16 protein-coding genes are annotated in these 12,033 nt (G+C 64.2%); 6 read left to right on the top strand and 10 right to left on the bottom strand.

From position 1 onward, the window contains the following. The first annotated feature begins 8 nt into the window (after window positions 1-8). Window positions 9-1,001, top strand: a complete 993-nt coding sequence (locus tag PZN02_RS25210; protein ID WP_280661702.1) for a glycosyltransferase — start codon at window positions 9-11, stop codon at window positions 999-1,001. Window positions 1,002-1,244: 243 nt separating this feature from the next. Next, window positions 1,245-2,240: a UDP-glucose 4-epimerase GalE gene (gene galE, locus PZN02_RS25205; RefSeq protein ID WP_280661701.1), complete on the top strand. Its 996-nt coding sequence runs from the start codon at window positions 1,245-1,247 to the stop codon at window positions 2,238-2,240. A gap of 210 nt (window positions 2,241-2,450) precedes the next feature. Here the strand turns inward: galE and PZN02_RS25200 are convergent, their stop codons facing one another. The 7 genes from PZN02_RS25200 to gvpJ are packed head-to-tail and all read right to left on the bottom strand — an operon-like array spanning window position 2,451 to window position 5,367. Next, complete coding sequence (locus PZN02_RS25200; RefSeq protein ID WP_280661700.1) at window positions 2,451-2,756, bottom strand: gas vesicle protein K; 306 nt, start codon at window positions 2,754-2,756, stop codon at window positions 2,451-2,453. After that, window positions 2,753-2,950 (bottom strand): gas vesicle protein, encoded by a 198-nt coding sequence (locus PZN02_RS25195; RefSeq protein WP_280661699.1) that lies wholly within the window; start codon window positions 2,948-2,950, stop codon window positions 2,753-2,755. The genes PZN02_RS25200 and PZN02_RS25195 overlap by 4 nt, the downstream gene beginning before the upstream one ends. Next, the gene (locus tag PZN02_RS25190) at window positions 2,947-3,726 is read right to left on the bottom strand and encodes a GvpL/GvpF family gas vesicle protein (protein ID WP_280661698.1); all 780 of its coding nucleotides are present in this window, start codon (window positions 3,724-3,726) and stop codon (window positions 2,947-2,949) included. Before PZN02_RS25190 ends, PZN02_RS25195 begins: the two co-directional genes overlap by 4 nt. A gap of 2 nt (window positions 3,727-3,728) precedes the next feature. Further along, a complete protein-coding gene (locus PZN02_RS25185; protein WP_280661697.1) occupies window positions 3,729-4,061 on the bottom strand; it encodes a gas vesicle protein in 333 nt (110 codons plus the stop codon). Beyond that, window positions 4,058-4,309: a gas vesicle protein GvpG gene (locus PZN02_RS25180; RefSeq protein WP_280661696.1), complete on the bottom strand. Its 252-nt coding sequence runs from the start codon at window positions 4,307-4,309 to the stop codon at window positions 4,058-4,060. The genes PZN02_RS25185 and PZN02_RS25180 overlap by 4 nt, the downstream gene beginning before the upstream one ends. 5 nt (window positions 4,310-4,314) lie before the next feature. Next, window positions 4,315-5,046, bottom strand: a complete 732-nt coding sequence (locus tag PZN02_RS25175) for a GvpL/GvpF family gas vesicle protein (protein WP_280661695.1) — start codon at window positions 5,044-5,046, stop codon at window positions 4,315-4,317. A 3-nt stretch (window positions 5,047-5,049) separates the two neighbouring features. Further along, complete coding sequence (gvpJ, locus tag PZN02_RS32280; protein WP_425336308.1) at window positions 5,050-5,367, bottom strand: gas vesicle protein GvpJ; 318 nt, start codon at window positions 5,365-5,367, stop codon at window positions 5,050-5,052. Window positions 5,368-6,056: 689 nt separating this feature from the next. Between gvpJ and PZN02_RS25165 the strand changes: the two genes are divergently transcribed. Next, window positions 6,057-7,583, top strand: a complete 1,527-nt coding sequence (locus tag PZN02_RS25165) for a DUF1800 domain-containing protein (protein WP_280661694.1) — start codon at window positions 6,057-6,059, stop codon at window positions 7,581-7,583. 11 nt (window positions 7,584-7,594) lie between these two features. After that, window positions 7,595-8,767, top strand: coding sequence for a DUF1501 domain-containing protein (locus tag PZN02_RS25160; protein ID WP_280661693.1), 1,173 nt, complete (start codon window positions 7,595-7,597; stop codon window positions 8,765-8,767). 177 nt (window positions 8,768-8,944) lie between these two features. Here PZN02_RS25160 and PZN02_RS25155 read toward each other — a convergent pair whose 3' ends face one another. From PZN02_RS25155 to PZN02_RS25145, 3 genes are read right to left on the bottom strand one after another with little or no spacing between them, the layout of a single operon-like run. Then, window positions 8,945-10,171 (bottom strand): RNA polymerase sigma factor, encoded by a 1,227-nt coding sequence (locus PZN02_RS25155; RefSeq protein WP_280661692.1) that lies wholly within the window; start codon window positions 10,169-10,171, stop codon window positions 8,945-8,947. Window positions 10,172-10,224: 53 nt separating this feature from the next. Beyond that, window positions 10,225-10,581, bottom strand: coding sequence for a YciI family protein (locus tag PZN02_RS25150; protein WP_280661691.1), 357 nt, complete (start codon window positions 10,579-10,581; stop codon window positions 10,225-10,227). An 18-nt stretch (window positions 10,582-10,599) separates the two neighbouring features. Beyond that, on the bottom strand, window positions 10,600-10,950 hold the full coding sequence (locus tag PZN02_RS25145; RefSeq protein WP_280661690.1) for a YciI family protein: 351 nt from the start codon (window positions 10,948-10,950) through the stop codon (window positions 10,600-10,602). Between the two features lie 154 nt (window positions 10,951-11,104). On the opposite strand from PZN02_RS25145, the gene PZN02_RS25140 reads away from it, so the two are divergent. Both PZN02_RS25140 and PZN02_RS25135 read left to right on the top strand, forming a co-directional pair. After that, the gene (locus PZN02_RS25140; protein WP_280661689.1) at window positions 11,105-11,332 is read left to right on the top strand and encodes a hypothetical protein; all 228 of its coding nucleotides are present in this window, start codon (window positions 11,105-11,107) and stop codon (window positions 11,330-11,332) included. A gap of 163 nt (window positions 11,333-11,495) precedes the next feature. Next, complete coding sequence (locus tag PZN02_RS25135; RefSeq protein WP_280661688.1) at window positions 11,496-11,723, top strand: hypothetical protein; 228 nt, start codon at window positions 11,496-11,498, stop codon at window positions 11,721-11,723. The last annotated feature ends 310 nt before the right edge of the window (window positions 11,724-12,033 follow it).

Here is a 12,033-nt window from a genome sequence, read left to right as displayed (position 1 = left end):
AGTTAGCCATGACAGCCATGAGAGCCCAGCCATCCACAGAAGTGCCCTCTCTCGCCATCATCATTCCCTGCTTCAACAATGCCGAGACCCTTGCCGAGGCGCTCGCAAGCGCACTCTCGCAGGACTACCCGGCCTTCGAAGTGCATGTCTGCGACAACGGCTCCTCGGACGGCAGCCGGGAGATCATCGAGGCCCATGCGTCACCGCGGCTGAGGCCGGCGCTGCACCAGGACACGGTCTGTCGCACCGACAACTGGAACCGCGCCTACGCCGCCGGGTCGCATGCGGATTACCTCGTCACCCTGCATGCGGATGATCGTCTGGCGCCGGGGGCGCTGCAGGCGATTGGGCGCGCGGCAAGGCGCCGCCCGGCCTTGGTCCACGGCCGCTTCCGGCAGATTACCTATGACGGCGCGCCCATACCCGGTCACCGTTTCCCGTGGAGCTACAGCAACAATGGCGAAGCGTTCCGGGAGCTGCTGCTGCTCAACAACATGATTGCGATGCCGGGCGCGACCATCCGAACCGATGTCTTCTTTGAGGCGGGTTGCTGGGACCCTGCCTGGCAGTACCTACAGGACATGGAGTTGTGGTGGCGCTGCGGCGAGCTTGGCGAGGTGGCTTATGTCGCTGGGCTCCTCGGCGACCACCGGGCCTACAAGCAGCCACAGGCGCTGCACCGGCATGCCGAGGAGCACCTGCGCTGGGCGGCGGACAAGCTTTACGCCGCCCCTACCGCCCGCCTGCGCCAGGCTGCGGCGGACGGGCTCGGCGCCTATCTCGACCGGCTTGAGACAGAGGTGGTGGCGCTGCCGGAGGTGAGCGCCAACTTGGCCGAGCCGATACGGACTGCCCGCGCGGCGCTCGCGAACGGACCCAGCGCTCGTGCGCATGCCCTTCATCGGCAACGCCTGCTGCGTGCGCTCGCTGCTTCCCGCTCTGCCGCCGCAAACGTCTTCGAGCGCCTGGCGCACCGCCAGGCTCCCCTGCGTTTATCCTGAATTGCTCCCTGATGACTTCAACGGGGGCCGCAACGTTTACCTGGTGTGGATGCGGAAACTGGGCGGTATGACGAGTCTTACTGTGACCGGTGCCTAACTGTGACCGGTGCCCGTTGCCGAGATGGCGGCGGGACAGGGAGAAAATGCCGCTTCTCCGCAGGACGTTCACAATGTGTTGGAAATTCGCCGCTGCGGAGCCTACGCGCGTATCGCAGTCTTCCCAAATATCCCCTGAGGTTGCCTGTGCAGAACAACAACATTCTTGTCGTCGGCGGCGCCGGTTATATCGGCTCCCATACCTGTCTCCAGCTGGCCGCCAAGGGCTACCAGCCGATCGTCTACGACAACCTCTCGAACGGCCATGAAGAATTCGTCCAATGGGGCGTTCTCGAAAAAGGGGACATCCGCGATCGCAAGCGTCTCGATGACGTTCTCGCCCGGTATCGGCCGCGCGCCATCCTGCATTTTGCGGCGATGATCGAGGTCGGCGAGTCGGTGAAGGATCCGGCGGCATTCTACGACAACAATGTCATCGGCACGCTCACCTTGCTGTCGGCGGCGCTGGCGGCCGGGATCGACGCCTTCGTGTTCTCGTCCACCTGCGCCACCTACGGGCTGCCCGATCGCGTGCCGATGGACGAAACCCACAAACAGGCGCCGATCAACCCCTATGGCCGCACGAAATGGGTCTGCGAGCAGGCGCTGAAGGACTACGACCTGTACAAGGGCCTGCGCTCGGTGATCCTGCGCTACTTCAACGCCGCCGGTGCCGACTTTGACGGACGGATCGGCGAGTGGCACGAGCCGGAAACCCACGCGATCCCGCTCGCGATCGACGCGGCGCTGGGCCGGCGGGAAAGTTTCAGCGTGTTCGGCACCGACTACGATACCCGCGACGGGACCTGCGTGCGCGACTACATCCACGTCCTCGACCTCGCGGATGCGCATGTGCGGGCGGTCGACTACCTGCTCGACGGCGGCAACAGCGTCGAGCTCAATCTCGGTACCGGCACCGGCACGACGGTCAAGGAGCTGCTGAGCGCAATCGCAACGGTTGCGAAGCGGCCGTTCAATATCCGTTATACCGCGCGGCGCGAAGGCGACTCGACGACGCTGGTCGCCAACAACGACAAGGCACGCGCGGTGCTCGGCTGGGAGCCGCAATACGACCTTGCGGCGATCACAGAATCCGCCTGGAATTGGCACTCACGCCGGCCCTGGGAGGTGAGGCGGGCATAATCCTTGTCGAAGTAATATAATGCGGGTTCAGTAAGTTCACGGTTTCAGTCAGGCCATTCGCCTCCATGGCCGCAAGCAGGAACGCGGCAGTTTTCTCCGGCCTTTTTGAAGCGCCGTGCCGCTCTACCAGCGTCCAGGCAACTGTGTCAGCGATGAAGGCATCAGCCGACCGCGCTTCGAGATTCAGCCGGAGCCGCGGCGCCAACTGCATCAACGCGGTAGTAGCGGACCGAGAGGTCCCAGGTCGATATTCAGGTCCTCGGCCGCGAGCCCGAAGTGCTCCCGCAGGCGCGACATCCGGTTGTCTAGATGCATCAGTGTCATGCCGACGCGCTCCTCCTCCGCTTCGGTCAAGCCGCCCTCGTCGAGACGACGAAGTGCCTGCCGCTCCATGAGCTGGCGCAGCAACTCCACGACGGTGAGCACGAGGCGGGCCAGATCTCGTTCGACCGTGTCGGGCGCCATCGAAATGCGCTGGCGCAACCCCGGCCCATGTCCAGCGACGCCGGCGCTCACTCGTCTTGCTCCGCTGCGCCGGATTGCGCGGTTCGGCCGAGCGACGTGATCAGGGCGCGAAGCGAGATCTGCACCATGTCGATGTCGGCGATCGCCAGCGTGACGTCTCCGGTCAGCACGATGCCGCCCGCCAGGAGCCGGTCGAGCAGGTCGACGAGCGCGATCTCTTGGGCCGGGAGCGCGGCGGGGCTCATGTGCGCTCCTCGCTGCCGGCGAACGAATAGGCCGGCCAGGGGCCTGTGACCTCGAGCGTCACGTCCGGGTTTTCCGCACCCAGCCGCCGTGCACGGGCGGCGAGCTCTTCGGCGCGCCCGGCATCCACCAGGTAGGCTGCGTTGAATACATTTTCGCCTGGAGCAGCGGACAGCGCGGCGCTCTGCGTTCGGTGTTGGCGGCGATCGACCGCAAGCCCGGCGAGAACGGCGTCAATCTGCTCGGCCGCGGTGGTTGCGCACCGCCACGCGTACTGGCGCCGATCGCGCTGCTCGCGGCGGTAGCGCATGTAGTCCCTGCCCACGCGCGCCGATCCGGACCCGCCGGTTTTCTCAGCCACGGACATCGCGCCGGCAGACGCGCCCTCGTGCTGCACGTAGATCTTCACCCCCACCTCAACGCGGCCTGCGAGTCGTTCCAGCGTCTCGCGGAAGCGCCGATACTCCCGGCGCAGCAACCGCGCAACGCGGTCGTCGGTGCGGTGAACGGTCGCGAGGCGGAACGGCAGCGTTGGTGTGCACGCGGCTACCGCCGCCACGACCCTGTGGTGCGCACGTGCGATCGCCTCTAGCTCCGCCAGCGTCTGCAGCCTGGCTCGCAGCGCGGCCTCGTCGGCGTCGGCAGGCGCAAGTGGACTGACCACGGCGACCAGGTCTTGGTGGCGGACCAGGTGGATCGCGGCGCCGTCGACGCCGACGAGGCCGGCCGCCTGGTTTGGATCGAACGGGCGCGCGACCGCATATGTATAGCTCGCCATCCTCATCGCCGTGACTCCGGAGCGGCAGTTTCCAGCGCCTCGACCCGCTTGCGCAACCGCGCGTTCTCGGCCGCGAGCTGCCGCGCCCGCGGCTGGGAAAGCGCCGGGTCGTGCTCCCACCAGTCGATCCCCATCGCCTTGGCCTTGTCCACCGACGCGACCAACAGCCGGAGCTTGACGGTCAGAAGCTCGATGTCGAGCAGGTTGATCTTGATGTCGCCGGCGATGATCAACCCCTTGTCCAGAACCCGCTCCAGAACGTCAGCCAGGTTCGGAGAGGCACCCTGGCGCCCGTGCCACAAACCTTGTTCCATCATGCGATCAGATTCCATCATGCGATCAGCCCTCGCTTTCGTCCCTCGTCCAGCCGGTCGAGGATCTCGTCCTCGCGTCGATCGAATTCCTCGGCATCGATCAACCCTTCATCCAGTTGCCGCGCAAGCTCGGCCAGCTCGCGCCGGATGGCTGCCGGGCCGCAATGCTGTTCGGCAGCGGCGTCGACCACCCGGTCGATGGTCCACAGTGCGAAGCGGGCCGGCGCGAGCGGCAGCAACAAGACATGTGACAGGAGTCCCACCGCCACGGCCCTCACACGTCCGCTTCGTCGCCGACGAAGCTGTAAGGCGGCAAGGGTCCGTACAACTCGACGCTTGCGTAGCCGGGCAGCTCGCCGCGCAACTGCGACAAGGCGCCATCGAAGTCGGCCCGGGCGCCGGACGCCACCAGGAACGATACGTTGACGAAGCAGCCGTCGACCGGCGGACCCCGACGTACCTGCGCGGCATGTGGTTGCAGGCGGGCGATGACCTGGCCCGCGTCACGCGCGCGCCGCTCCACGACGGCGGCGGCCACGGACTCGCCGAACGCCACCTTGTCCTGGTGGCCGCCGCCTGCGGTGCGCAGTGCGTGATTCCGCGCGCGTAGCTCGTCGTTCTGAAGCAGGAGGTCGCGGAGAAGCGCTTCCTCCGCATGAACGCCTTTGACGTTGAGCTCGACGTGGCCATCGATCCGCGACAGTAGTTCGCCATAGCGACGCGCCCCCGATCGAAGCTCCGTCTGCACGGCCTCGTCGTCGGGCGCGACCATCCCGAACCGCATCGGCAGCACGGTGTCGGCTGCGTAGATTCGTCCGATGACCGCATTGTGCTTCACCAGATCGCGTCGCTTCGCGCGCAAGTTCTCCGGCGCGTCGCTAACAACCGCGACGAGATCCTGCTCGCGCACCAGCCGGAGGGCGGGGGCATGCTCCCCCACCCCCACCGCCCCTTCGAGCGGTAGTGGGTGGGAGGCACGCGTGACACAGTAGACGTAGCTGCTCATCAGTCATCCTTTCCATTGCGTGGCGCCGATTTCCGTGCGCGCCCCGCCGGGTAGCTCGAGCGGCAGCGCGCTGTCGGGCAGCGAGCGGCCGATCCGGGGGCTGCTGCCGGCGAGATCGAGGCGGCCGCACACCTCGGCGAAGCGCAGGTAAGCATCGACGCCGGCAACGACGACCCGCGCATCGATGGTGACCACCTCGAGACCGATCACCGACACACGCACGAACACGTCGATGACCAGCCCGCGGTCCAGGATCAATTCGACGACCTTGTAGAGCTCGCCCGACAATCTGCTGCCGTTTGCTTGAGGCGTTTGAGTCATTGCCATTCCAGTCATACGGTTTGCTCCTTCCGGAAAACACAATTCGTCCCTCGGGAAACTGATACGCGCGTAGCTTCGCGTTAGTTTCAAAACGAGGACGTAAGCCGCGTCGCGCTGGCGCGTCATCGGCCGGAACAACGGCCTGATGGGCACCGAACCGAACGAAGGATTTTTCGGAATAACCGGCACCGTGGTGTGGGAAATCGGTGCTTGAACACCCGCTCTCCGGAGCACTGAACGAGCCGGGCAGCGTGAGTGTGCGGGGTTGCCCGGCTCGGCCAAATTCCTCGGGGAGACAGCTCTTACGACAAGACCTCTCAGTCGTGCATTGACCCGGACCGGTCAGTCCGAATCTCTCCGATACCCGTAGAAGCACGCCTCAAGCGCGATCGCGTCAAGGCCGATGTGCCCTGGACCGCATTTCGGGGCAAAGCGGTTATCCGAATGTGTGTCGCGAATGTCGTCTAGGGTCACGAGCGCTGGTTGCGCTTGGTCGTTGCCTATCGTGAAGCCAAAGCACCAATTCTTCCCGTTTGCTTGGAGGTTACGGGGGGCTCTGATGATGTTTGGCCCAGCAAATTACAAGGCGTTCCCAACGGATTACAAATTGTTCATTTTGGGAAATAGCCGAATTGCGGACGCATTTGGCCCGGAGGCTGTCACCATTCAGTGATCAGGAGGTGACCGCCATGAGCCTCTCCTTTCCGACGATGGCGGCGATCCGGTTCGGCTATGGTTTCCGGCCGGGCGAGGTGCCGCCGCAGAGCAAGGACCAACTGCTTGGTCAGGTGGCGAGCGGTGCTCGCAGTGCGCCGTCCTTTCTTTCCGACGGCATCGATGGACGGCATCAGCAGATTGCCGACCTGCAGGAGGAACTGAGGGAGTTGCGCCAGAGCGGCGACGAGCAGGCGCGCCGAGACAAGCGCAAGGCAATCCAGAAGCGCGTACTGCACGGCTTCCAGCGCGACGCCAATGCGCGGATGATGCAGGCCGTGCTTTCGCCGAACGGCTTCTACGAGCGGCTTGCAGCCTTCTGGACCGACCATTTCTCGACCAGCGCCAACAAGAGCCTGCCGATGCGGATGATCGTGCCGCTTTACGAGGCGGAAGCGATCCGGCCGCATCTCGGCGGTTCATTCCGTGACTTGCTGCGCAACGCGACGCAGCATCCGGCGATGCTCATCTATCTGGATCAGGCGCAGTCGCAGGGGCCAGATTCGCCGGGCGGCATGAAACAGAAGAAGGGGCTGAACGAGAACCTCGGCCGCGAACTCCTGGAACTGCATACGCTGGGGGCGGGCAGCGGCTATACACAGGCCGACGTCCGCGCCGCGGCGATGGTGCTGACCGGATTGACGATCGACCGCCGAGATATGGACGCCACTTTCCGTCCGGGCATTTCGGAGCCGGGCGAGCACAGGGTACTCGGCGTGAGCTATGGCGGCGCGAAACGGTCTCCGAAGGACTATCTGGCGCTGCTCGACGATCTCGCGGTCCATCCGAAGACCGCGGAGCACATCAGCCGCAAGCTTGCCGTCCATTTCGTCTCCGACCAGCCGTCGAGCGAGATGGTGGTGGCGATGGCGGATGCCTGGAAGAAGACGGACGGCGACCTGATGGCCGTCTACGGAGCGATGCTCGACCATCCGGCGGCGTGGCGCGACGAGGGGGCGAAGGCGCGTCAGCCGTTCGACTATGTCGTAGCCGGGTTGAGGGCGCTGAATGCCGGTAGCGGCGATGGCGCAGTGGGCGAGTTCATGCGGGCCCACCAGGATGGCGGCGACGGCGGCGATGCGACGATGGCGCCGAAGGCAATGGCGGGGCAGGGCAGCGCCATGGGCGGCGATGCCGGCGCGATGGCACCCGATCCCGAGGACGCGGCGGCATCGAAACGGCGCAAGGCCCTCCAGACGGCGCGGGCGCTGGGGCAGGGCGCGTTGCGGCGCATGGGCCAGCCGACATGGCTGCCGCCGAGCCCGGCGGGCTTCGAAGAGAATTTCTCCACCTGGATCACCGGGAGCCAGCTTGCCGAGAGGCTTGCCTGGGCGCGGCGCGCCTCCGCTCAGTTCGGCAAGGACGAGGATCCGCGCGAATTCCTGAAGGCGACGCTTGCCGATGCGGCGCGCGACGAGACGATCCGCATCGTCGCCCAAGCGCCGAACAAGATCAGCGGCCTGACGCTGGTGCTGGCCTCGCCCGAATTCAACCGCCGATAAGGAGCACGATCATGACCGAGGTTACGCTTTCCCGCCGCGGCTTCCTGAGATCGGCCTGCTGCCTCGCGGCGGCGCCGATCTTCACGCCGGTCACCTTCGCTGCGATGCCGGGCGACAACCGCTTTGTCACGATCGTGCTGCGCGGCGCGATGGATGGGCTCGACCTGGTGCAGCCTTACGACGAGGCGGGTTTCGCGCGCCTGAGGCCGACGCTGGCGCTGACACCGGACAAGGGGCTTCTCGATCTCGACGGGCATTTCGGCCTGAATCCCGCGGCGGCCGGCCTGATGCCGCTCTGGAAGAGTCGTGAGCTTGCCTTCGTGCATGCGGTCTCGACGCCCTATCGCGACCAGCGTAGCCATTTCGACGGGCAGGACATGCTGGAATCGGGCGGCGAGCACGTGGCCGAGGAGAAGACCGGCTGGCTCAATCGGGCGCTTTCGGTAATCCCGCGTTCGGACGACCGCAAGGCGATCGACGTCAACACCTCGACGGAACTGATCCTTTCCGGCCCGAACGACGTCGATGTCTGGGCATCCGATTCCAACCTCCGCACGGCAAAGGACGAGATGCAGCTCCTGATGCGGCTCTATGCCGGCGATCCGATTTTCGCCAACGCGATGGACGAGGCGACGCGGGCGAACGGGGCGGCGATGGCCGCCGAGCCGGACGGCAAGCGTGCCGAGAGGATCGTCGACGTTGCGAGCCTCACCGGCACTATGTTGAAGGGCGAGTATCGGATCGCGAGCTTCTCGATCACCGGCTGGGATACGCATGTGGGGCAAGCCGGGCAATTCAGGCGACCAGCGCAGGATCTGGCGCAGGCGATCAGCACGCTGAAGGCGACGCTCGGCCCGACCGTCTGGTCGAAGACCGTAGTGCTGGCGATGACGGAGTTCGGGCGTACAGTGCGGCAGAACGGCTCGGGCGGCACCGACCACGGCACCGGCGGATGCGCCGTACTCGCGGGCGGGGCAATCGATGGCGGACGCGTCCTCGGGCGCTGGCCGGGCATCGGCGATGGTAAGCTGCTCGACGACCGCGACCTGATGCCGACCGCAGACGTGCGCGAACTCGCCGCGGCGATGCTCTATCGGCAGTTCGAGGTGACGGCCAGAGACCTGACGACGAAGATTTTTCCGGGGTTAAGCTTCGACAAGGCCTCGCAGTTCCTGAGGGCTTGACAGACCCATGGACAGTCGAATTGCTTCCGCATGAGATGTGAGGTGCTGCAAGCCCGGCCCGATCGACCGATCAAATTCTAACAGGCTAAAGTTCGGTAGGGTGTCAGACGCCGGATCGAATCCGAAAGCTGCGAGCGGAGGTGAGGGGCATCGGGCGCGATCATCGGCGGCGCCGTGTCACTCGGGAAGCTCGGCGATCCTCTTGCGGATGAATGCTTTTTCCGGTTGCTGGCGGCAAAGTTCAAGTGCCTTTTCATAGGCCAGGCGGGCGTCGGGGAAGCGCTTGAGCTGGCGCAGGAAATCGGCGCGTGCCGCATGCGCCAGATGATAATCCCGCAGTTCTCCCCTGGAGAGGATGGCCTCTACGATCGCGAGACCGGCCGCAGGTCCCTCGCACATGGCAAGAGCCACCGCCCTGTTCAGTTCGATGATGGGAGAGGGGCGGGCGATGAGAAGCAAGCCGTAGAGTCCGACGATGCGGTGCCAGTCGGTTTCCTCCGCCTTTCGCTTCCGGGCATGTTCGGCGGCGATCGCTGCCTGCAGGCCATAGTAGCCGACCGCGCCACACCCCGTCGCGGCATCGATCAGGGCCAATCCCTCCCTTATCATCTCACGGTCCCACAGAGAGCGGTCCTGATCGGCAAGCAAGATGATCTCGCCCGTGGCGCTCCGCCTCGCCGCGCGCCGCGAGTCCTGCAGCAGCATCAACGCAAGCAGCCCTGAAACTTCGAGGTCCGGCAGAAGGGCGAGCAGTGTCCGGCAGAGCCGGATGGCCTCCGCCGTCAAATCCGTCCTGACAATATCCGCTCCCGAGGTAGCCGAGTAGCCCTCATTAAAGACCAGATAGATAACGTGCAGTACGCGCTGCAGGCGATCCGGCAACTGGTCCTTGTCCGGCACCTCGTAGGGAATTCCGGCAGAGCGGATACGGTTCTTGGCGCGCACGATCCGCTGCGCGACCGTTGGTGCGGGAACGAGGAAAGCGTGAGCGATCTCCTCTGTCGTCAGCCCGCATATTTCCCTGAGCGACATGGCGATCTGCGCATCCGCCGGAATAATGGGATGGCAGCAGGTGAAGATCAGGCGGAGTACATCGTCTTCTATGAGATCCATATCGCCGATCTCCGCTTCCTGGGCCGGATAGAGGCTGTCTTCGATATCCTTCATCGACGCGTCGAAGCGCGACCGCCTTCTTAGCTGGTCGATGGTACGGAAGCGGCCCGTCGACACCAGCCAGGCCATGGGGTTGTCCGGAACCCCATCCCTTGGCCACTTCCGCGCAGCTTCGGCGAAGGCCTCGTGCAGCGCCTCCTCCGCCCGGTCAAAATCGCCGAGCAGACGGATGAGTGTTGCAAGCACCCTGCGCGAATGAGAGCGGTAGATGTCGTCGATCAGCTTCTGCAAGACGTCACCTCAGCCATGTCGGCATGCCTTCGGCCTCCGATGACACGCGGATATCACTGCTCGTTGATCGAATAGGCCGGGCGCACTTCTATGGCGGCGAGCCTGGCGAGCGGCGAACGACTTGCAATGCGAAGCGCCTCGTTCATGTCCGCGGCTTCGATGAGTATGATACTGCCGAGATGTTCCTTGATCTCGGCGAAGGGCCCGTCGGTAACCGAAATCTTGCCGTCGCTCACGCGGACTGTCTTTGCCGTTGCCGGCGGCCGAAGGGCCTGAGCGAGCAGCAAATGGCCGCTTTTGGTGAGGCCTTCGTCATAGGCAATGCAGTCTTTCGTGAGCTTTTCCCCTTCTTCCTTCGACAGTTCCTTCGCGCCCGAGGTTTCAAACCAGAATTGGCAGAGATAGTGCATCTGTTCTCTCCTTGAGCCTTAACCGAAATCGTGAACCGGCCGCACCTCTATGCTGCCGAGCTTGGCGAGCGGAATCCCCGCCGCAACGCGGATCGCGTCGTTCAAGTCCCTTGCCTCGATCAGGATGAAGCCGCCGATCTGTTCCTTGGCTTCGGCGAAGGGGCCATCCGTTACGGAGGTCTCGGCGTGGCGCACGCGCACGACCACGGAGTTCCCAGGCGACTGCAGCGCTTCCGCAGCAATCATGTGTCCGCTTCTGACCAGTTCCTGGTCATAACTCAACGAGTCGCGATCGAGTTGTTTCCCCTCCTCATTGGACAATGCCTCGAACTTCCCTTCCTCGCACCAGACCAGACAGAGATACTTCATGATGAGTGCTCCTGTGTTTCGATGCTCGGTTGACGAACAGAAGAAGCACATTTCGACAGCTGCGAGAAATTTTTTCGGAATCTTCGTGCCGCCTGTCGAACTTGGTTAGCCGTGTTCGACCAAAGGCCGTCATTACAGATACGGAGTGACGGTCATGAATATTGTTGATGTCATCCTGGCAAAACAGGCTTTTGCCCGAGGCCATGAGAAATGGCAAAACTTCGATCCCATGGAAATGCGCCGGCTGCTCCTGCGGCTTTGCATCATCCTGCCTGTCCTGGCGGCGGCCATCGGCTCCCTTGAGATCGGCGGCTCCAGGGGTTTCGCGGTCGCCCGCTCGGGCCTGGTGTTGCCTGGAACAGGAGGATCCGACCTCCGCTAGAGACGCCATCATCGACATTGCCCGGTCGCCGGCGCGGAGAGACATGAGGCCGACGAGCCGGTTGCGGTTTCATGGCCATCGTCGGTGGTGCAGCGTCGGGTAAATCCCTGTCATCCGGAACCATCGCGCTCGCCAGCTATTGTTGCGCGAAAGGAGAGCGCCGATGACCACTGATATCCGAAACGCCAGGTTTTACGTATTGGAACAGGACGATCCCTCCACCGCCACCGATGCAATTCCCGTGAGTTTCGAAGAAGCCTTTAAGGAGGCTGAAAAGCTCACCGCCAGCGGTCGCGCTGTTCACGTTCTTTATACCGAGGAGGCAACTCAGACACAGTTAACCCGCTTTGCCGACGCTGGGATCCGAACAAGCCTCGCTCCGCAAGGTTAGGGGAAATTGCCGAGGACCAGCGCTATCTTGCTAGCCCACCTTCTGGGATATCATCGCTGAGCGGCGCGAGTTCTCCACGAGACCATGAGTCCGCTACCGCGGGCTCGGGGTCGAACCCAGCAACTAGTAGCGGACCGAGATTGCGTCGGGGCCAGCTGAGATGCTCGCACACTCTAATTGGAACCCTGCTTCTGCCGAGCGGTTATTCCTGTGGCAAACGCGAGCAACGAACCATGACTGAGAAAGCTTCTGTTCCGCCCAAGAAGGGCGATCCCAAAGCGCGGCCCGTCCGGGATCGCGACCCTCAGGT

It is taken from the genome of Sinorhizobium garamanticum (assembly GCF_029892065.1).
GTDB lineage: Bacteria > Pseudomonadota > Alphaproteobacteria > Rhizobiales > Rhizobiaceae > Sinorhizobium > Sinorhizobium garamanticum.
Note: the sequence above shows the minus strand (reverse complement) of the source record. Positions and strands in the feature narration are given on the sequence as shown.

Excerpts from the sequence above, each read along its gene's own strand:
- PZN02_RS25210 (WP_280661702.1), top strand. The coding sequence starts at position 9 with ATGACAGCCATGAGAGCCCAGCCATCCACAGAAGTGCCCTCTCTCGCC.
- PZN02_RS25195 (WP_280661699.1), bottom strand. The coding sequence starts at position 2,950 with ATGAGCCCCGCCGCGCTCCCGGCCCAAGAGATCGCGCTCGTCGACCTG.
- PZN02_RS25190 (WP_280661698.1), bottom strand. The coding sequence starts at position 3,726 with ATGGCGAGCTATACATATGCGGTCGCGCGCCCGTTCGATCCAAACCAG.
- PZN02_RS25185 (WP_280661697.1), bottom strand. The coding sequence starts at position 4,061 with ATGATGGAATCTGATCGCATGATGGAACAAGGTTTGTGGCACGGGCGC.
- PZN02_RS25175 (WP_280661695.1), bottom strand. The coding sequence starts at position 5,046 with ATGAGCAGCTACGTCTACTGTGTCACGCGTGCCTCCCACCCACTACCG.
- gvpJ (WP_425336308.1), bottom strand. The coding sequence starts at position 5,367 with ATGACTCAAACGCCTCAAGCAAACGGCAGCAGATTGTCGGGCGAGCTC.
- PZN02_RS25165 (WP_280661694.1), top strand. The coding sequence starts at position 6,057 with ATGAGCCTCTCCTTTCCGACGATGGCGGCGATCCGGTTCGGCTATGGT.
- PZN02_RS25160 (WP_280661693.1), top strand. The coding sequence starts at position 7,595 with ATGACCGAGGTTACGCTTTCCCGCCGCGGCTTCCTGAGATCGGCCTGC.
- PZN02_RS25150 (WP_280661691.1), bottom strand. The coding sequence starts at position 10,581 with ATGCACTATCTCTGCCAATTCTGGTTTGAAACCTCGGGCGCGAAGGAA.
- PZN02_RS25145 (WP_280661690.1), bottom strand. The coding sequence starts at position 10,950 with ATGAAGTATCTCTGTCTGGTCTGGTGCGAGGAAGGGAAGTTCGAGGCA.
- PZN02_RS25140 (WP_280661689.1), top strand. The coding sequence starts at position 11,105 with ATGAATATTGTTGATGTCATCCTGGCAAAACAGGCTTTTGCCCGAGGC.
- PZN02_RS25135 (WP_280661688.1), top strand. The coding sequence starts at position 11,496 with ATGACCACTGATATCCGAAACGCCAGGTTTTACGTATTGGAACAGGAC.